Consider the following 19,090-nt stretch of genomic DNA (forward strand, 5'->3'; position numbering starts at 1 on the left):
CAACTATCAAAATTATAGCATCATTCGCCAATCAGATTTTGGATTATACCCTTCATGACCTTGCTTTCTTCCTCGAAACAAAGCTCTCTCGCTGCAATGTCGCTACATCTCTTAGCCCTATCTATATCCTCGACAGAAAGACTGTTAAGAGCCTTTGCCATAGACTCAACCGAAAAAGCTTCCGACACTACACCACAACCGTATTTTTTTACCAATTGGGCCATGTCAGGCGAGGGACCTATGGCTACCATAACCCTGGCCTGAATATATTCAAAAAATTTATTAGGAAGACAGTGCATTACGTTAAAACCATCAGATTCGTAATAAAAAAAACCTATGTCATATTTACTTATTGTGGGAATTATCGCATCGAAAATTACAGGCTTCATAAATCGAATTCTAGAATCATTGGAAGCCAGTTTCTTTAGCTCAGACTGATATCCAGGGCTTCCCACCAGGAAAAAATCCAAGGAGAAACGACTATCCAATAATCCCAAGATCTCGATCAGATTTTCAAGCTGACGATTCCTATTGGCCGCCCCATGGTAGACCATCTTTATGTGATCTTTATCCGTGAGCCTGACAGGCATATCCACGTAAGAAGGAGTGCTTCTATAAAGGACGGAAGAGATACCAAACTCTTCCTTAAATGCCTCCCTCAAACCTTCCGAAACGGTCACAACAACGTCGCTCCTAGCCATATAATTTCGACAAAGCTGAATACGCCTGGGCTTCTCTACAAAATTAAACCAAAAACTTTCCTCATTTTGTTTAGGATAATACTCTCTTGCATCAAAGAGGATTCGTGCATCTTTTTTAATTTTAAAAGCCAAGGGCAACAGTTCTAGGTTTTCTATAATAATCAGATCGAAAGAAGATGCGCCTAACTGGTCCTTAAGCCCTAATAATCCAAAACGGCAACTCTCAAGTAAAATTCGTAAAGACTCAAAAGGAGAAATAGATATAGCCAATCCCAATATTCGTCGATAAAGTTTAAAAAAGAAAGTATTTTTAATTCTTTTTATTTTAAAAAATTCAACCCCATCCATATCTCCAATAAAAGCAGCTAAAGACAAATCAAAGGAATCATACTCCATTAATAGTTGAGACATCCTTCTGAATCTGGCATAAAATCTAATATCACCAAGACACATGATTAAAATTTTTTTCATATTAACCCTCTATTCTTCTAATATTTTTCTGTATAAATCAATCATTTTATTAGAACAAAGGTGATCGTTGTGCCATAACATAGTAAACACACCATCATAATTTAGACAGGCTTTCTTAAGGCAGGATATATAGTCGTAGGCCTTATCGATCGGGAGATTCATATATTTTTTCGCCAAGACGGTACATTCCATGACTATCAGAGGATATTCCCATAAATCAAGGGCTTTCCTGGTCTTGAAGTCGAAAACCTGATATGGATAGCAAGTTCCACATCTAAAGCCAGAATGATCGGCAAAGGAGAGGGTGGTATCATAGTTCAATCCAGCCTCGGAGTAAGCCCTCCAAGTGGTAGGGGCCTCCCATCTCAAATAATGCTGTCGCCCTCCCCAGACTTGCTGCTCTATGCCTATCGATGATGCAGCCTCTTTTAGGACACGAACCTCTTTTTTAACCCTCTCGGGGTCTTTATAGGTCTCATAGCTACCGTGAAAACCTACGTTATGCCCCCTGTTTTTGATATGCTTCATAAGGTTCAGTATAGGGGTGTCGGTCATTTTGTAATTACCGTCAAAAGGGCTGGTGTTCAAAGGAATAAAGTAAAAATCGTCCACTATGCCATGTTGCTCTCCTATATCCATTATGAGATCAAAAGAATAGGCGGAATCCAACCGAACATCTCCCCTGAACCTCAACCTGAACCAACTCAGGCCTCTAGATAAGGCCCTTGAGACATCCCGCCTTTTTATAACATCTCCTCCCATGGATTTTATAACCCTTCCAACAGAAGAAAAAAGAACTTCAAAGGGTGAGTCTACATCGTGAGTAAGCTTTATCTGAAATTCCCTCTTTTTTCGCTCCAGACCAGGCCATAGGACCTTCAAACACCCACAGAGAATCTCTACCATCTCGTTCACTACAGGACGGTGAAGATAGCCATTTTTAAGGGCGTGAGACGCCGAAGCTGGAAAGCGATCGTGGGAGTCCCTTTCAGGGTTTACGCTTTCCTCCACTCGGGAAAGGATATAAAAAGCGGTGGTAAAAAGATCGAAGTCCAGGGTGATGATATCGCCATCTCTGGTTATAGAACATCTCTCTGAAGACCCCTTCACAGTCAAGACCGGAAGGTTTTTCTCCTCCGGTTTTGGTATAACCCCACAGAATTCCATAGGGAGACAGCGTAGTTCAAAAGCCTCCCAAGGGATAGCTTCACCGCCATTCCATGGCTCCAGGATATTTTTCACCAAGAGCGCCCTTGAATCGTCACCGCCAACCGATATACGGACATAAGGAGAGTTTAGACCCGAGACAGTCATGGATAGCCCAAGGAAGTCGTTTAAAAGCAAATCCATTACGTAAAGAGATTCGTTTATACCTGCATTGGTAGTATTAAACAAGAGACTCACAACAACACCTCCCAGAAAACCCCTTCGCCAAGCTTATTTACATAAAACGATCCCTTTGTCTCTTAATTGAATCAAGTCTTCTGCAAGGGCCTCATAATCGTAAAAAGAAATCGGGCTACCTTTAAGCATTGTCAATTTAACTGCTGAGGAGCTGAGCTTTTTTCCAAACCAAAGTTCTCTAGATTTATACTTATTATTTCTACGGTAAAAAGACTTTTTTATTTTATTGCCATTTTTATTTATCAACACGCACTCAAAGGGACCTTCGTGAACCGCAAGAGGATATCCTTCTGGGTCAATATCTTCAACCCAATGATGAAAAGTCAAAGACTTTCCCGGCATTAACCCTAAATTAATCCCCTTAGCCTTGAAAAGTCTCAACCGATCCCAGGGAGAACCCAGACCATCCGCATAAACACAGTTTTCGTGCCCTTCAAGTATCTCTTCCGCCATAGGGCCAAACCCACACATGGAGTGTCTAGGATGCAGGCTACGTATAACACCAGAGGTATTACGAAATATCTCCGGAATTATCCCCGTATAGGTCATCTCCCTTAACACATCAAAATCCCTTGGAGGAATGGAAGACATGTTCGTGGATAATCCCGGCATCAACAAGGTACCTTTAGATCCAACAAGATCAAAAAGAACCTCCATAAGCTCGGCAACCGAGCCTCCATAAGTCAGCATCCCCTCTAAAGAGCAATGGACCATCAATATATTTCCGGGAGCTATGCCGTTTTCTCTACAATGAAAATAAAGATCTTTTTTATTAAAAAAACCAAATTTTTCAATGGCTGCTGCCTTTTTTATTTTAAGAGTTCTTCGTAAAAAGGACTTCCTCTTTTTTCTCAGTTTCGACACTATTCCATAAATAATGGAAGATTTTTTTAACAGCGGACGGAGGTTATTTAGCATAAGAATATCCTCCATCAATCACCAACGTCGATCCAGTAGCCCACCGGCCACCTTCACCTACAAAAAAAGCGACCGCTTTGGCGACGTCCTCAGGTAGACCTAGTCCCAAGGGATGTTTTTTCACTATACCGTTCTCAAAAGAGCTTTCATCGGGATAGAGCCGTTTTGCCCTTTCCAGCATCGGAGTCTGGACGTATCCGGGACATATGCAATTGAAGCGTATGTTTTTGGCTGCATACTCGGCTGCCAGACTTTTAGTCAGGGAAACCAGGGCTCCTTTGGAGGCGGCATAGAGAGAGTTACCCGCTATGCCGGATAAAGCTGCCACAGATCCGATGGCGATCACTCTGGAGTCCTCTTTTTCGTGGTTCTTTTTCTTTACGAATTCCTGAGCAAGACACCAGAAGGATTTAAAGTTCAGGTCCATCAGTAGGTCCAGTTCCTCTATGGTTATGGTACGAAACGGCTGGGTGTTGTCCATTCCGGCACAGTGGATCAAACCATAGAGGGGGCCCGATTCGGAGGTTATCCGCTCGATCAGAGCCGATATTTCCTTCAGTTTCAGGAGGTCGAAGGGGTATATTTGATGTCCCTCTCCGTGCAGAGTTTCCCTTATTTTTTCCAGTTTGGACTCGTCTCTGGCGACGAGGATACAGGAGGCGCCGAGTTTCGATACTTCCACCGCGGTGGCTGCTCCTATTCCGGAGGATCCACCTGTTATCAGGATTCTCTTTCCCTCTAGTTTCATGGCGTAGGGGGTTATTCTTTCTCCGTCATGAAGGCCAGTATGTCGGAGACGGTTTTAACGTCCACCAGCTGTTCGGCGGTGAGCCTTACGTCGAATAGACGGTCCAGCATGGCGATGATCGCTATGGTTCCCATCGAGTCCCATTCGTCCAGGTTTTCAAGTATGGTCTCCGGTCTCAGTTCTTCGTCGGTATCCAGGGCTTCCGCTATGAGTTTTATTTTGTCTTTGAGGTCCATTTTCGTTTCTCCTTCCAGTTGTCCGTTTTAGGGTTACAGTTGAAGTATTGTGGCTCCCCAGGAGTATCCTACCCCAAAACCGGCGATGAGGATTTTCTCCCCTTTTTTTATACGGCCTTTTTCCATGGCCCGTTTTATCGCTATAGGTATGGTCGGACTGACTGTGTTTCCCGTTTCCTCCACGTCTATGACGAATTTTTCCTCCGGGATGGATAGTTTGTCTCTCAGGCTTTCCAGTATAAAACGGTTGGCCTGGTGGAATACGAAGTGGTCTACGTCTTCCTGTTTCAGGCCGTTTTTCTCCAGCACTCGATGGATCATGTCAGGGACGGTTCTCAGGGTAAAGGAGAAAATTTCCGGTCCGTTCATGTAGAGGTTGTCTTGGGATCGAATGTTGCCGCTTTCGTCCGTCTGCTCTTTTGCCGTTTCCTCCGATCTGGGAATGGCCATTCCCCCGGACGGAACTATGAGGTTTTTGTAACCGCTTCCATCGGTCCCCAAGACGAAGTCGCCTATGTTCGGCAGATCTTCTCGGGATATAAGGACGGCAGCCGCTCCGTCTCCGAATATGGTCCTGGTGCTTCTGTCCATTGGATGGATGTGCTTGGTGTATGCTTCGGAGGTTATCAAGAGGACGTTTTCGGCTATTCCTCCCGATAGGAGTCCTTTGGCAAGAGATAAACCGTATACGAAACCGGAGCATCCCAGATTGAAGTCCAAGGCCCCCGACGTGGTTGGTAATCCCAACCTATCCTGAACTATACAGGCAGTGGAAGGAAGATAGTAGTCCGGACTCTGGGTGCAGAGAAGAAGAAAGTTCACTGTGGATCTGTCTATTCCGTTTTCCTCGAAAAGTCCTTCTGCGGCTTTCACCGCCATGTCGGATACGAGCATGTCTCCCGATATGGAACGGGAGGAGATGCCGGTTTTACGGAGGATCTTCTTTGCCGTCCATTTGGGATCGGAGTAAGCTTTTTCTAGGTCTGCGTTGTCAAGAAGGATTTCGGGGCAAAAGCAAGAAAAAATCATGATTGACCTCCAGAATCTACTTTTTAATATTATACAAATTAAGAACTTAAAAACTCGACGCGGCTCTTACTTCTATATATATCCTGACACATAGTGATACTTAACTTATAAACAGCAAGCTATTTAGCACCTATAGCACCTTGCATACTGAGGAACAGATTTTTTATTGTCCTAGATATACCCAAAAGCTAGCTCCTATCATAATCAATACCATAAGATACACAAACGGCTGACCTAGATTTTTTCTCCAAAGCAGACTGCCTATCACGCTCTTAAGGACCATGAAGATAATATAGGATATCGCCGTGGCTACGGAGGCTCCCATTGCCCCGTAGAGTGGAACGAGGATCCAGTTACCTATTAGGTTGGATAAAGCCGCGACGCCGGAGGCCAGAAGGTGAAACTCCGATCGCCTTGAGAAACCTATCCCTATTCCGGTAACCTCGGACAGAAGATACATGATGGGCACGAACATCAGAAAAGGGACTAGGTCGGATGCTGCACGATATTCTGGCCCGAGCAAAAGGACTATTAAGTTTCTGGCTATAGTTAGAGAGATGGCCAATACCGTCAGTGATAAGGCGAGATATTTTGCCACTTTATCAAACCTATCTACGGAAACACCCGATTCGAACCATCTGTAGGACACAGGAGCCCAAAAGGTAGAAAAAGCCATATTCACTATGCTGAGGACACCTACGATCTTGAACCCGGCACTATATACACCCAGATCCTGAAACGTGCCCCAGTGCCTTAAGGCGATCTTGTCCATGCCGTTTAAAACCCACATCATTATGGATGCCGGAACTAGAGGAAGACCGAACCGTAAAAGAGGCTTCAGAGCAGCCCCGTTGAAAACACTCCTCCAGGGAGAAAACCAATAATTTCTAGAAAGGAAAATCCCCGCGGCAGAGGATAACGCGATGGACAAGACGGAGGCAGATATCAGGGTTATGTACCCTCGAGAGAACAACTTCAAAAAGATCAGAGTAAACCCTAACCGCAGGGCCTGTCTAAAAATGAGGATAGAGGAATAGGTCCAAGCCCTTTCCTGCATTCTTATGACCAGACTCGCAAACCTGTCAAAAACCGAGAAGATAAAGCCGAGACAGAGCAAGGAGGAACCTAAAAGAGTGGGACTTCCCCAGAGCAAGGTAGAAAAATAGGAGTAACCAAGCATAAAAACGGTGGAAAAGAGAGAAACCAACACCAGAGGAATCGCTATACACCTTCGAAAAAGCGATGTTTTATCTTGAGAACAGGAATATTCACGAACGAATGCCTGGTCGAGCCCCGCATAGGAAATCAGGCCCCCCAGGGACATAACCACCGTGTACATGGACATCCGCCCGAACTCCTCCGGTGCCACCATCCACGTCGTGATAGGGACAATTATAAAAGAGAGCAACGCAGATATAGCAGGCCCAACTAAAAAACCAGCAAACACGAAAATTGTTTTTTTCAAAGGCAAGTAGACACCCCTAGATAAAATCAAACTTTGGTAACTATTCAGTCGCCCCATCCAGGAAGAGAATCTGACCATCTATAGCCATAGACATGGCCTCGAAGATGTTGATCGAGTTCTTCTTCGCCATAATGAGAAATGACATTATTTTGGCATAGTTGTCAGCCCCTTCCAGGGTTCGGAAGCAGCCCAATATTTTAAGCTTCGCTTTGAAGTTGCGGATATTTCGTTCAAAACTGCTTTCTTCAACTAATCTAGCTATTCTTAATTATTTCATATTTTAACTAACACCAGCCCGTTAATTAAACCTAAAAACATAAAAAATAGGCTTTAATAAATAACCGAAATTACAATACATCTTTACCACGCTAACATTGTTTGAGGATATATTGCTTTTTAGATGGCTCAAATTACTAAAAAGAGTAATTGGAGCTGACATAAACGAGAGTGGGGCAATCGGATCATTTATATCTCCAAAAACACCTCCTAATAATAAATCAGCGTTATCTCCAATTTTTCTTGCGACACCAAATCCTACTGTTTCGTTTGAGACAGAGAATTCGTAGGGTACTATGTTCTCGTCAAAAAAGATGTCCGATATCCAGTTTTTGTATCTAATAGCGGATAAACTCATTCCATTCGCTCCCCACATAGGATCAAGACAAACTCTATCAGTGGAGAACATTCCAGGGGTAATTCTATCTTGCAAGGTCAATAAATTTTCTTGCTTTTTTTCTATTGGCTTAACGCCTGTAAGCTGAAGGAAACCTTTAATGTCATTAGGGAACTGGTAGCCAGATAATTTTAGAGAAACTTTTATCTGACACTCTAAAAATCTTGCCCCTAACTCCTCTAAGCTGTGAACTAGTTCTAGATTGCCAACAGGCACTTTTATGTAAACTAGTCTATCGTCGGAACAGATGTCCTTTATTCTTGCCAGAGAATTTTGTTTATCTGAAACATCGTCCTTGCCCATTTCTATCTCTATTGTTTCAATTCCTAGATTTCTCTTCTCCCAGACAGCATCTATTATTTTCAACTAATATCTCCTCCCTAAACTTGTCGAATAGAGCGATAAAGTTCGACACAAACCCGTTCAAAAGGTATTCCTGGAGACATTGGCAACCTAAGAGCTTTTCCTGATATCTGATCGGAGAGCGGCAATTCGCTAGGGACCGATTTACTGAACTTTCTCCCAGCTTCGGCGGAATCCAGCGGTATGTAGTGAAACACCGAATGGATGCCCTGTTCCCTCAGTCGATCCATAAGGCTGTTTCGGGCTTCCTGGTTTTCAAGAACTATATAATAAATATGTCCGTTATGCTGGCATTCATCGGGTATGGTTGGCCGTTTTAGTTTGCCCTTTGCTTCTAGGATTTCAAGTTCCGAGTGATAAGTGTTCCATATATAGATCCTTTTAGAGATAATATCCTCTGCATCCTCTAACTGAGCCCAGAGAAAAGCTGCAGTCATCTCGTTTATAAGGTACGAAGACCCCAGGTCTACCCAGGTGTATTTGTCTATTTCGCCACGGAAGAATTTGCTCCTATCGGTTCCCTTTTCCATCACTATTTCCGCTCTTTCGATGAAGGCGGGGTCGTTTATAAGCAAGGCTCCCCCTTCTCCGCAGTGGATGTTTTTGGTCTCGTGAAAGCTCAAGGCTCCCATCTGGCCTATCGATCCAAGTGGGCGATTTTTATAGGAAGCCAGAATTCCCTGAGCGGCGTCCTCTAAAACCAGAAGTCCGTGTCTTTCGGCGATCTCTAAGATAACGTCCATCTCGCAACCAACCCCTGCATAGTGGACCGGAGCTATGGCCTTTGTCCTCGGAGTTATGGCCGACTCAATTAGAGTCTCGTCTATGTTCAGTGTATCAGGGCGAATGTCAACGAACACCGGAGTTGCTCCCCTCAGGACCACGGCGTTGGCGGTGGAGCTAAAGGTGAATGAGGGCATGATAACCTCATCCCCAGGGCCTATGTCAGCCAGAATCATCATCATCTCTAGAGCAGCAGTTCCAGAGGGGGTCAGAATGGCCTTAAGGCAGCCGGTCTTTTCCTCCAGCCATTTCGCACATTTTTTGGAGAAAGTTCCGTTGCCCGCAAAGCGTTCGCTTTCTATTACCTGTTGGATGTAACCCAGTTCTTTACCGGTAGTGTAGGGCTTGTTGAATGGTATAGTCAATTGGAATCACTCCTTTCCCGCTGTGTCTTTCAGGTAGCGTCCGTAGGATGTCTTGGATAACAGGTCGGCTCTCTCCAGCAACTGTGCCCTACCTATCCATCCGTTAAGGTACGAGATCTCCTCAAGACAGGCTATCTGGTATCCCTGGCGTTGCTGGACAGTCTGGACGAACTGGGCCGCGTCTATGAGACTTTCATGGGTTCCAGTGTCGAGCCAAGCGAAGCCTCTGCCCAGAACCTCTACCCTGAGATCTCCCCTTTTCAGATACTCCCTGTTGACGTCGGTTATCTCTAGTTCTCCCCTTGCGCTGGGCTTTATGCTCTTGGCTATGGAAATGACGTCGTTGTCGTAGAAGTAAAGCCCTGTCACCGCTAGGTTGCTTTTAGGGTTTGCAGGTTTTTCCTCCAGGGAGGTTACGTTTCGACTCTCATCGAAGGCGACAACGCCATATCTCTCAGGGTCTTTGACCTGATAACCAAAGACAACCGCCCCATTTTCGATGGCGGCAGCCTCTTTAAGTTTAGGGGAGAATCCCTGTCCGTAGAATATGTTGTCTCCTAAAATGAGACACACCGAATCGTCTCCTATAAAATCCTCTCCAAGGATAAAAGCCTGTGCAAGGCCGTCTGGAGATGGCTGAGCTACGTAGGAAAAGGATACTCCAAACTGAGATCCGTCCCCTAGAAGCCTTTTGAAGGCCTCCTGTTCGTGGGGCGTTGTGATAATCAGGATCTCCCTTATCCCTGCGAGCATAAGGACGCTTATGGGATAGTAAATCATCGGTTTGTCGTATATAGGGAGCAGTTGCTTGGATACGGCCTGGGTTATGGGGAAAAGCCTGGTTCCGCTTCCTCCTGCCAGCACTATGCCTTTCATTTTTCATCCCCCAATCCCAGCCGTTCCATCCTGTAGGAGCCGTCGGTGACCCTGTTAACCCAGTCCTGGTTGTTCAGATACCAGTTGACGGTTTTCTCCATGCCGGTGTTGAAGGTCTCCTCCGGGGTCCAGCCCAGCTGCTCTTTTATCTTGGAGGCGTCTATGGCGTACCGTTTATCGTGGCCGGGCCTGTCCTTTACGAAGGTTATCTGATCCCTGTAGCTTCCGTCGGCTTTGGGTCTTTTTGAGTCCAGGAGGTCGCACAGGGTGTGGACTATCTGTAGGTTGGTCCTTTCGCTGTTGCCGCCCACGTTGTAGGTCTCCCCCGGAATGCCTTTTCCCATGGCGGCGGCCAGGGCTTTGCAGTGGTCCATGACGTAGAGCCAGTCCCTGATGTTTGAGCCGTCTCCGTATATAGGCAGGTCCTTTCCCGCCAGGGCGTTGTGGATCACCAGGGGGATGAGCTTTTCCGGAAACTGGTAGGGGCCATAGTTGTTTGAGCAATTGGTTGTGACGGTAGGCAGGCCGTAGGTGTGGTGGTAGGCCCTGACCAAGTGATCCGACGATGCCTTGGACGCCGAGTAAGGCGAGTTAGGGGCATAGGCGGTGGTCTCGGTGAATAGGCCGCTGTCCCCTAAGGAGCCATAGACCTCGTCGGTAGAGACGTGGAGGAACCTAAAGGCCCCTTTATCCTCTGTAGAGAGTCCGTTCCAGTAGGCCCGTACCGCTTCCAGCAGGACGAAAGTTCCCATCACGTTGGTCTTTATGAACTCCGCCGGTCCATCGATAGAACGGTCCACGTGGCTTTCAGCCGCCAGGTTGAATATGCCATGAATCCCTCTGTCGGTGAGGATATGGGATACCAGAGGACCATCGCCTATGTCGCCTTTTATGAAAAAGTAGTTATCCTTGCCCTCAAGATCCGCAAGAGAATACAGGTTTCCTGCGTAGGTCAGAAAATCTAGCACCGTTACGTTATGTCCCTGTTCCACCAGCAGGTGGACCAGGTTACTTCCTATAAATCCGGCTCCGCCTGTGATTAGGTAGTTCATCAGATCACCTCATGCACTCGTAGTAGATCTTCTCCCATAGTTCTCGAGATTTTTGGGTGGAAAAATTCTTAAAAACACAGTCTCTATTCGAGACAGCCGTTTTTGCTGAAAAAATAAAATCCGAAGGTAGACACTCTCGTAGTATTTTTTTTGTGTCGTATACTTTAAAGCCCATAGAGGAATAGTCCTTGTAGGTTGTCGTATCTGACCTAACAAAAACTTTTGCACCTAAAGAAAGGGCAAGATTTAAATTACCCAGTCCCTGTTGTCTCTTGTGGTTTAAAATTAGACAGTCTACAGAGGAAAGTTCCCTGACATAGTTGTCATAACTCATAAAATCAGTTAAGGGCCTAAAGCTATCTCCCCACATCTCTTTTCCTACCCTGATAACGTTAGTGGCATAGTCTTGGTCACCGTAAGACAAAGGACAAAGGATCTCAAAGTCTGAGCCAAGATGTCCTTTTATGGCTCTAAAAACCTCCAAATGATTATTGCTAGGATCGGCAGAGTTGCCAATTTGGATCTTAATTTTTTTTCTGCCATCACCGCGATTTTTCAAAGCAAGATCTATGTCAAAAGGGATGCTCTCATCCAAAGTAGGATAAACAAACCGATTAAAAACAAGCTTTTTATTGTACAACTTACGAGCAATGGAAACATCACCCTCAAGAGCAGTATGAACGTGTTTAAAACGTATCAAACCAACTTTCTTGATAAAAAAACCGATTTTTTTTCTAAGGGTAAAGGGTGGCAAAATACTAGAATATAAATCCCCGCCCCAAATAATCCAGTGAAAAGTTACACCACGCCTTGCAAAAAAACAGATTGATATCATATTATCTATCGAATGAAAAAAAACATGGTCATACTTGTTCACAACATCAAGCAACTTAAATAACCTTTCCGATCTAGACCGCGGTTTTTTTTTAAACAGACAGGGAATATCGGAAAAATTATTTTTATAATCATACAATACAAAAAAATTCCCTGCATAGTCCTTTGTTAATTTAAAGAAATATTGAGAATATGTGGAATCAGGCAAAACATGTAGAATTTTCTTAGCCATAAGCCCTCTCCAACACCTCTACGGTTTTCCTCCCCTCTCTGGCCGTCACGAAGCCGTAGGATTTGCCCGTTCCGTCCAGCATTCCCGGAAGGTCTCTGTACAGGACGTAATGTCCCCCTCCGTAGACGCTCTTGGGGTCGTAGCTTACCGAGTCAAGCTGGTCGTCCATTTTATGGGGTGCGTCGAAGTCCCAGATCTCCACCTTGTTCATGGCGACTCCGCCTATTTTTGCGGTACCTCTGTCTCCCATTATGGTGATACTTCCCTCCAGGTTTCTGGGGTAGGTCAGCACCGATACGTTTATGTTTCCTATGGCTCCGTTTCTGAACTTGAGGCCGACCGTTATGGTGTCCTCCGCCTCTATACGTCTGCCTAAGGTGGAAGAGAAGGAGTGCACCTGTTCCACCGCCCCGCCCATCCACTGGACCATGTCCACATAATGGGCGGCCTGGTTGGCGAGGCATCCTCCGTCAAATTCCCAGGTTCCCCGCCAGGGGGCCATGTCGTAGTAGTCCTGTGGCCTTGTCCAGAGGACGTTGGAGGTTATCATATGAATTCGGCCGAACCGCCCGGCCTCAAGGGCCTGACGAAGCAGCACTATGGTGGGGTTTAGCCGGTTCTGCTTCACCTCCATGTAGAGCACCTTGGCTCTGTCGCAGGCCTCTATGGCCCGATCCACCTTTTCGAGGCTCGTGCCGAGAGGCTTTTCGGACAGTACGTTTACCCCTGCCTTTGCGGCTGTTATGGCGTGGTCCGGGTGCATTCCCGAAGGGGTGCAGAGGGCGATCATGTCTATGCTTTCGTTTTCAAGCATTTTTTCGTAGTCGGTGTAGGCGGTACAGCCGGTCTTGGCGGCGGTTGCGGCGGCCCTTTCCTCCAGTATGTCGCAGCAGGCCACGAGCTTCAGGTCATTTACCTTTTCTATGGCGGCTACGTGGCTGGCGCTTATCCTGCCGCAGCCCAGTATGGCTATGTTGTGCATTTTCTCTCCTCCCAAGCTACAGCAGATAGGCGTTTTCAAGCTCCGACGGATCCAGTCCAAGAGCCGGTGCCAGAACGTTTTTGGTGTCGAAGACGAGGCTGGAGTTGTCCGCCACCAGCTTGTAGTCTACCTTGTGTTTGTGGGCGGTGGTTATGACCACGGCGTCGTATTCCTTCAGGCTTTTTTCCGTGACGTCGACGGAACTCACCTTTTCGCCTTTCCAGTCGACCTCGGGGCAGTAGGGGTCGTGATAGCTCACCACCGCTCCTTTGCTCTCCAGCTGCTTCCACACCTTGAGGGACGGAGATTCCCTGAGGTCGTCTATGTCGCCTTTATAGGCCACTCCCAGCAGAAGTACTCTGCTGCCTCTGAGGGGTTTGGATCTGTCGTTGAGCAGGTCCATGAGTCTTTCGACTACGTGGTCCGGCATGGAGTCGTTTATCTCTCCTGCCAGCTCTATGAGTCTGGTATGGTAGTCGTATTCCCTGGCCTTGTAGGTGAGGTAGAAGGGGTCCAGAGGGATGCAGTGCCCGCCTATTCCAGGGCCGGGATAGAAGGGAACGAAGCCGAAGGGCTTTGTGGAGGCGGCTTTTATGACGTCCCAGACGTTTATTCCCATTTTGTGGCAGAGTATGGCCATTTCGTTTGCCAGGGCGCAGTTTACGATGCGGAAGGTGTTTTCCAGTATTTTGGTGGCCTCCGCCTCTTTGGGGCTGGATACGACGAAAACCGGGGCGTCCAGCACCGATTCGTACAGGGTTTTGGCTATTTCGGTGCACTGGGCTGTGCAGCCTCCAACCACCTTGGGGGTGTTGTGGGTTTTGTATGTCGCGTTGCCCGGGTCCACCCGCTCGGGGCTGAAGGCCAGGTAGATGTCTGTTCCCACCTTAAGGCCCGACGCCTCCAGGAGGGGCTTAAGTATTTCCTCGGTTGTTCCGGGGTAGGTGGTGGATTCCAGCACCACCAGCATGTCTTTATGCAGCCTTTTCGCAACCTCTTTCGTGGAGGCCTCGACGTAGGAGAGGTCCGGCTGTTTGAATTTGTCCAGAGGAGTGGGGACGCATATGGCGACGACGTCGCAGTTTTTAAGGCCGTCGAAGTCGATGGTGGCCTTTATGAGGCCTTTGGAGACGAAGTCGGAGAGCTCTTCCGGAACTATGTCGCCTATGTAGTTTTCACCTCTGTTGATCTTGTCGCATTTGTCCTGCTGAACGTCGAAGCCGAGGACGGAGAAGCCCGCCTTGGCTTTTTCCACGGCCAGGGGAAGGCCTACGTAGCCCAGGCCTATTACTCCGATTTTCGCCGTTTTGTCTTTTATTCTGTCGATCAATGCCATGGTTGGGTCGGTCTCCTTTATCCTTCGTAATATGTCTGGTTTTCTATGAGCTGATCTTCCGGTACCGGTTTCATTTCTTTGGCGGGGCATCCTGCTACCACCGTTTCGGATGGAACGTTTTTGGTGACCACCGCTCCAGCAGCGACGAGGGCATCTTTGCCTATTTCCACTCCGGGAAGCAAGGTGGCGTTGGCCCCTATTCTGGCCCCTTTTCGGAGGACCGGTCCGGCGAAGTGTTTTTTACGCTCTTCGGTGCGGCCCAGGTAGTTGTCGTTGGAGAAGGCCACGCAGGGGGCTACGAAGCAGTAGTCCTCCACGGTGCTCATGGCGGTTATGTAGGCGTTGCTCTCTATTTTGCATCTTTTGCCGATGGTGGTCTTGTTCTCCACTGTGGCGCCTCTGCCGATTATGGTGAGTTCGCCGATGGTTACATCCTCTCGGACGGTGGCACAGTCGCCGAAGAAGACGGAATTTCCAATTTCGGCCCCTCGGTAGATCACGCAGCAGGCCCCTACCGTTACAGATTTGCCGAGTACCAGAGGGGGAAGTTCCACGGCCTCTCCGGTCGTAGCGGAGAGGCCCGCCTTGGCGGGGCATTTGCCCAGTATGGCTCCGTCCAGGATGATGGAGCCGTCGCCTATATGAACGCCGGATCTTATGACCACGTTGTGGCCGATCCGGACGTTTTCACCTATACGAACGTCTTTCTCTATAACCACGTTCTGCCCGATCGTGGAGCTTTCGGGGCAAGGGCTGTCTATCATGGGGTGGCTCCTTTCAGTACATTTTCGATATGCCTTCTAAGCTCGACCAATGCTGGTTTAAAGTAAAAGGTGCAGTGCTTGGCTACATTATCCGGCTCCACACTATGCAACATTTCAGGGCCATCGTGTTTTTTTGAAAAACTGCCTCCATGTATTTTTATGATTTCGGCAATTTTATCGCTAAGTTTGGGGTCACAGAAGGTTTTTCCTGAGTCCTCTTTACGGACTCCAAACTGCTCTATGTTATCTACGGAATATATTAAAGAAATAACTTCACGCCTGAGCTGGTTTGCCAGCTCAGGATATTGCTTTCCAAAGCCCTTTTCCCAGTCGGACACAAACCAAGCCTCTATCTCCGGCGAAGCAAAAAGGGGTAAAAAGGGAATTTCTGAATCTAAGATCCGAGAGATTTCCTTTTGTCGCTCGTTTTTCCATCTTATCCGGTTAGAAGCTTCGTCATTCCCGTAGCGGAAACGGCAATCTGCATCGTCCACGAGAACCACGGCAGATACTGTACTATACGCCTTTTTGTATTTATCCAACCTTTTTAGCATCTCTCCGTTTAAGTCATCTCCACTGATTCCGGAAACTTTTCTGAGTTTCGGACCTGGTTTAAGTTTTGCCGGAAAGGCACGAATCCAGCTCACGGAGGAGGAAGAGGTTATTTTTTCGAGAAAGTTCTGGATAGCTCCTAGTTCGGTATATCCGTCCGAGCAAAAATAGGCTATTTCCATCTGGTTCAAAACGGCCATCCTCCTAGCATTGGCTCGCCCACTCTGTAAAGATCCCCAAGCTCCCATCCTTCCTCGAAAAACGACTCCAAATCCGCAGGTTCGACCGATTTAAAAGCGTACTTTCCAGATGTTTCGCCCTTTACGAATATCTTGAGGTCTTTAGAGCCATCTCGAAAGGCCTCGGTAAATCCGTCCAGAAGGTCCGGCGAATGGGTGCTGACGAAGATCTGCCTGGAGACACTTCCTGCTTTCAGGATTTTTCCGGCCAGTCCTCCCAGCCAAGCGGGGTGCAGGTTAAGCTCAGGCTCATCCAGGCTTAGTGCGTCCATTTTAAGGGGAGAGGTCAGCAAAAAAAGGTGGACCAGGAGTTTTTTTGTGCCATCGGAAAGCTCGTTAAGCGAAAAGACACTTCCATTTATGGTGCAGTACAGCTGGACTGTTCCGTCGCTTCTTTCGTCGAAGGAGAACCCCCTCAAACCTTTTATGAAAACGGAGGCGTTCTCGGAAAGATCGTTTAGGTATTCTTCGTTTTTCTGCTTTAGGGAAAAGAGGACTCTGGCGAAATTAGATCCGTCGAAGAGCAGATATCTGTCCTCGTCCTCCATTTTTGAAGCAAACCGCATCAGGTCCAGACGAATATCGGTACTCGAGTATGAACGAAAGACACCTAAAGATTCCCTGGCTTTTTCAAGACCATCGCTGAAGACAGGATAGAGTTCGTTTCTGAAACCGCTGTTTTTGAGCAGCTCTTCGTCCTGTCTGAAGACGCTCTCCGCTCTTTCCAACGCCATAGGAGGAAACTCTTTTTTTCCACTTCTTTTGACGGAGAAACGACCTGTCTCTGGACTTTCTCGTTTGAAGAAGCAAAACGGTTGATCGTATCCTTCATTAGCATTTTCATACATGAGACTCTCTCTGGATATGTAAAAGCCGTGGGGTATGTCCAGTTTTTGACCTGCTTCAAAAGACATGTCGTAGACCAACGGATTATTCCAGTTCGGGGCATCCAGGGTATATTTTATCTTTACCGATCTTGACGATTGAGCCCTGTTGGGTATTTCATCCCAACCGTTGCTATCGATAAAATCCAAAAAGGCGGTACGTTTAGGAGCGATGTCTTTGCTCACCATTCGAGGGAGGAAATGGACGGCCTCAATCAGGGTTGTTTTGCCACAGTTGTTGGGCCCCAGAAACAGATTCACCTCACCAAACTCCATCTCTTCGTCCAAAAGGACTCTGAAATTTTGCACACAAAATTTCTTAAGCATAAGACCACCTCGATCTATATGATGCTATTCAAAAACAGATTTCAGTTTCAAGACTATCTTTTCCGCCGCGTGTCCGTCGCCGTAGGGGGTGGGCGGTGTCGTTCCGTCGGTTTGGGAGATGGAGAGTCCTTTTTTTACTATGTCCTCGGAGTTAGGCTCCGCCAGGAGGTTCCAGCCGCAGTCGGTAAGCTCTCTCCAGCCGGTGTCGGGCATTATAACCAGGGCCCTTTTTCCGGCAAAGACGGCTTCTTTCTGGAATCCGCCGCTGTCGGTAACGGCGAAGACGCAGTTTTCCGCCAACCCCATGAGCTGAAAGTATCCTACGGGAGGAACGATCTTGATGCCGTCCATCAGGCCGGAGAGGCCGAACTCCTCTATCCTCTTCGACGTTCTGGGATGGGCGGGGAAGACTATCTCCAGATCGAGGGTCTTTCCCAGCTCGGAGAGGCCCTTTAGGATCTCGCCGAGCTTTCGTTCGTCGTCCACGTTGAAGTCCCTGTGAAGGGTCACCAGCACGAAGCGATTCGGCTTCAGGCCCAGTTTTTCCGTGATGGCCCCGTCGAAACTGGAACGCATCATGAGAAAAAGGTCGTACATAACGTCTCCTACGTTGTGAACGCCCTGGGTTACTCCCTCTTTCGCCAGGTTGTCTGCCGCTGTTCGAGAGCAGGTGAAGAGATATCTGGACAGATGGTCCGTGACGACCCTGTTTATCTCCTCCGGCATGTCCTTGGGGTTTTGCCTTATGCCCGCCTCTACGTGGGCCACGGGGATTTTCAGCTTGGAGGCGGCCAGGGCTCCGGCCACGGTGGTGTTGGTGTCGCCGTAGACAAGGACCATGTTGGGCCGTTCTTTCAGCAACACCGCCTCGAAGCGCTCGAGGGCGCGGGCCGTCATGGCTCCGTGGGATCCGCTGCCTATGTCCATGGAATGATCCGGATTTTTTATGGATAGCTGATCGAAGAAGGCTCCGGACATGGAGGCGTCGTAGTGCTGCCCCGAGTGGACCAACACGTGATCCCAGGCGGAAAGACGGCGCACCTCTTTGTATATCATGGCCTCTTTGACGAACTGGGGCCGGGCTCCTACGAGGGAGATTACCTTGGGCAATTCGAGTCCTCCTTCAAACTTTATCCCTATATGAGTCAAAATACTACTCGAAACGGCTTCTATCAAGCTCAAGATCCGAGTTTTTCCAACGAAAAGGTCACAGTGGGTTTATATTATCATGCTAGGTAGGTATATCACACCATGGAATTTTTAGAGAACAAAAAAGACCCGGCCTTTCGGCCGGGTCTTCATCTTTTGAGGATGTCGGAGTGGGTGCCGGTTCTGATCAGTGAAATGGTTTGTTGGTCGACTTTATATATCAGGATCCAATCGGGTTCTATGTGAAGCGAGCGATGGCTGTCCCAGTTTCCTAGCATAGGATGATCATTGTATTGTTCGGGAAGTTCCTTCCCTGAGACTAGGATTTGGAGTGCCTTCTTCAGCTTGTCCGTGTCTTTGCCCCGTTTTACCTGTAGTTTTACGTCCCGTTTGAACTGACTTGATCGTTTCAGCTTTGGCATCAGATACCGAGATCTTCATACAGGTCGTCTAGAGACTGAAACTTTTCTCCTTCTCCGGAAGCAATCTCGGCCATAGCCTGCCTGGTTTTGGCGTTGGGGATCTCTACCGGAAATGGAAGTCGTCCGCTCGTTCCGATCTGTACCAGCGTCATCCTGACGGCGTCGGATATGGATAGCCCCATCTGAGAGAGGGCTTCCGATGCTTTCTGTTTGGTTTCGCTGTCTATGCGAACTCTGATAGAACTATCACAGGCGGTCATATTTATCGCCTCCTTGTAGCCACAT

General features: G+C 47.6%; 20 protein-coding genes. All 20 read right to left on the reverse strand.

The window, feature by feature from the left end:
• Positions 1–20: 20 nt before the first annotated feature.
• On the reverse strand, positions 21–1,172 hold the full coding sequence (locus tag DPEP_RS04015; RefSeq protein ID WP_005659807.1) for a glycosyltransferase family protein: 1,152 nt from the start codon (positions 1,170–1,172) through the stop codon (positions 21–23).
• A gap of 9 nt (positions 1,173–1,181) precedes the next feature.
• Positions 1,182–2,576: a polysaccharide deacetylase family protein gene (locus DPEP_RS04020; protein ID WP_005659808.1), complete on the reverse strand. Its 1,395-nt coding sequence runs from the start codon at positions 2,574–2,576 to the stop codon at positions 1,182–1,184.
• A gap of 33 nt (positions 2,577–2,609) precedes the next feature.
• Positions 2,610–3,509 (reverse strand): AAC(3) family N-acetyltransferase, encoded by a 900-nt coding sequence (locus DPEP_RS04025; protein ID WP_083797511.1) that lies wholly within the window; start codon positions 3,507–3,509, stop codon positions 2,610–2,612.
• Positions 3,484–4,242 (reverse strand): SDR family NAD(P)-dependent oxidoreductase, encoded by a 759-nt coding sequence (locus tag DPEP_RS04030; protein WP_005659811.1) that lies wholly within the window; start codon positions 4,240–4,242, stop codon positions 3,484–3,486. Before DPEP_RS04030 ends, DPEP_RS04025 begins: the two co-directional genes overlap by 26 nt.
• 11 nt (positions 4,243–4,253) lie before the next feature.
• The gene (locus tag DPEP_RS04035) at positions 4,254–4,478 is read right to left on the reverse strand and encodes an acyl carrier protein (RefSeq protein ID WP_005659813.1); all 225 of its coding nucleotides are present in this window, start codon (positions 4,476–4,478) and stop codon (positions 4,254–4,256) included.
• Positions 4,479–4,511: 33 nt separating this feature from the next.
• Positions 4,512–5,507 (reverse strand): ketoacyl-ACP synthase III, encoded by a 996-nt coding sequence (locus tag DPEP_RS04040; protein WP_005659815.1) that lies wholly within the window; start codon positions 5,505–5,507, stop codon positions 4,512–4,514.
• A gap of 163 nt (positions 5,508–5,670) precedes the next feature.
• Positions 5,671–7,050 carry an oligosaccharide flippase family protein gene (locus DPEP_RS04045; protein WP_083797512.1) on the reverse strand — a complete coding sequence of 460 codons (1,380 nt, stop codon included), beginning with the start codon at positions 7,048–7,050 and terminating at the stop codon, positions 5,671–5,673.
• A 220-nt stretch (positions 7,051–7,270) separates the two neighbouring features.
• On the reverse strand, positions 7,271–8,011 hold the full coding sequence (locus tag DPEP_RS04050; RefSeq protein WP_005659819.1) for a hypothetical protein: 741 nt from the start codon (positions 8,009–8,011) through the stop codon (positions 7,271–7,273).
• Positions 8,012–8,025: 14 nt separating this feature from the next.
• Entirely contained in the window at positions 8,026–9,156 is a 1,131-nt protein-coding gene (gene rffA, locus DPEP_RS04055) for a dTDP-4-amino-4,6-dideoxygalactose transaminase (protein ID WP_005659821.1), read from the reverse strand.
• A gap of 6 nt (positions 9,157–9,162) precedes the next feature.
• Positions 9,163–10,032 carry a glucose-1-phosphate thymidylyltransferase RfbA gene (gene rfbA / locus DPEP_RS04060; RefSeq protein WP_005659824.1) on the reverse strand — a complete coding sequence of 290 codons (870 nt, stop codon included), beginning with the start codon at positions 10,030–10,032 and terminating at the stop codon, positions 9,163–9,165.
• Positions 10,029–11,084, reverse strand: a complete 1,056-nt coding sequence (rfbB, locus tag DPEP_RS04065; protein WP_005659826.1) for a dTDP-glucose 4,6-dehydratase — start codon at positions 11,082–11,084, stop codon at positions 10,029–10,031. The genes rfbA and rfbB overlap by 4 nt, the downstream gene beginning before the upstream one ends.
• Positions 11,085–11,088: 4 nt before the next feature.
• Positions 11,089–12,150 (reverse strand): TDP-N-acetylfucosamine:lipid II N-acetylfucosaminyltransferase family protein, encoded by a 1,062-nt coding sequence (locus DPEP_RS04070; protein WP_005659827.1) that lies wholly within the window; start codon positions 12,148–12,150, stop codon positions 11,089–11,091.
• Positions 12,143–13,132: a Gfo/Idh/MocA family protein gene (locus DPEP_RS04075; RefSeq protein ID WP_005659829.1), complete on the reverse strand. Its 990-nt coding sequence runs from the start codon at positions 13,130–13,132 to the stop codon at positions 12,143–12,145. The genes DPEP_RS04070 and DPEP_RS04075 overlap by 8 nt, the downstream gene beginning before the upstream one ends.
• 16 nt (positions 13,133–13,148) lie before the next feature.
• Positions 13,149–14,468 carry a nucleotide sugar dehydrogenase gene (locus DPEP_RS04080; protein ID WP_005659831.1) on the reverse strand — a complete coding sequence of 440 codons (1,320 nt, stop codon included), beginning with the start codon at positions 14,466–14,468 and terminating at the stop codon, positions 13,149–13,151.
• Positions 14,469–14,485: 17 nt separating this feature from the next.
• Entirely contained in the window at positions 14,486–15,232 is a 747-nt protein-coding gene (locus DPEP_RS04085) for an acyltransferase (protein ID WP_005659833.1), read from the reverse strand.
• The gene (locus DPEP_RS04090; protein ID WP_005659835.1) at positions 15,229–15,975 is read right to left on the reverse strand and encodes a DUF4276 family protein; all 747 of its coding nucleotides are present in this window, start codon (positions 15,973–15,975) and stop codon (positions 15,229–15,231) included. The genes DPEP_RS04085 and DPEP_RS04090 overlap by 4 nt, the downstream gene beginning before the upstream one ends.
• On the reverse strand, positions 15,972–17,234 hold the full coding sequence (locus DPEP_RS04095; RefSeq protein WP_005659837.1) for an AAA family ATPase: 1,263 nt from the start codon (positions 17,232–17,234) through the stop codon (positions 15,972–15,974). The genes DPEP_RS04090 and DPEP_RS04095 overlap by 4 nt, the downstream gene beginning before the upstream one ends.
• Positions 17,235–17,258: 24 nt before the next feature.
• The gene (gene wecB / locus DPEP_RS04100; RefSeq protein WP_005659839.1) at positions 17,259–18,344 is read right to left on the reverse strand and encodes a non-hydrolyzing UDP-N-acetylglucosamine 2-epimerase; all 1,086 of its coding nucleotides are present in this window, start codon (positions 18,342–18,344) and stop codon (positions 17,259–17,261) included.
• A 188-nt stretch (positions 18,345–18,532) separates the two neighbouring features.
• Entirely contained in the window at positions 18,533–18,805 is a 273-nt protein-coding gene (locus DPEP_RS13730; RefSeq protein WP_005659840.1) for a type II toxin-antitoxin system RelE/ParE family toxin, read from the reverse strand.
• Complete coding sequence (locus DPEP_RS04110; RefSeq protein ID WP_005659842.1) at positions 18,805–19,065, reverse strand: type II toxin-antitoxin system RelB/DinJ family antitoxin; 261 nt, start codon at positions 19,063–19,065, stop codon at positions 18,805–18,807. Before DPEP_RS04110 ends, DPEP_RS13730 begins: the two co-directional genes overlap by 1 nt.
• Positions 19,066–19,090: the final 25 nt, after the last annotated feature.

The organism is Dethiosulfovibrio peptidovorans DSM 11002 (genome assembly GCF_000172975.1).
In the GTDB taxonomy this organism is placed as follows: domain Bacteria; phylum Synergistota; class Synergistia; order Synergistales; family Dethiosulfovibrionaceae; genus Dethiosulfovibrio; species Dethiosulfovibrio peptidovorans.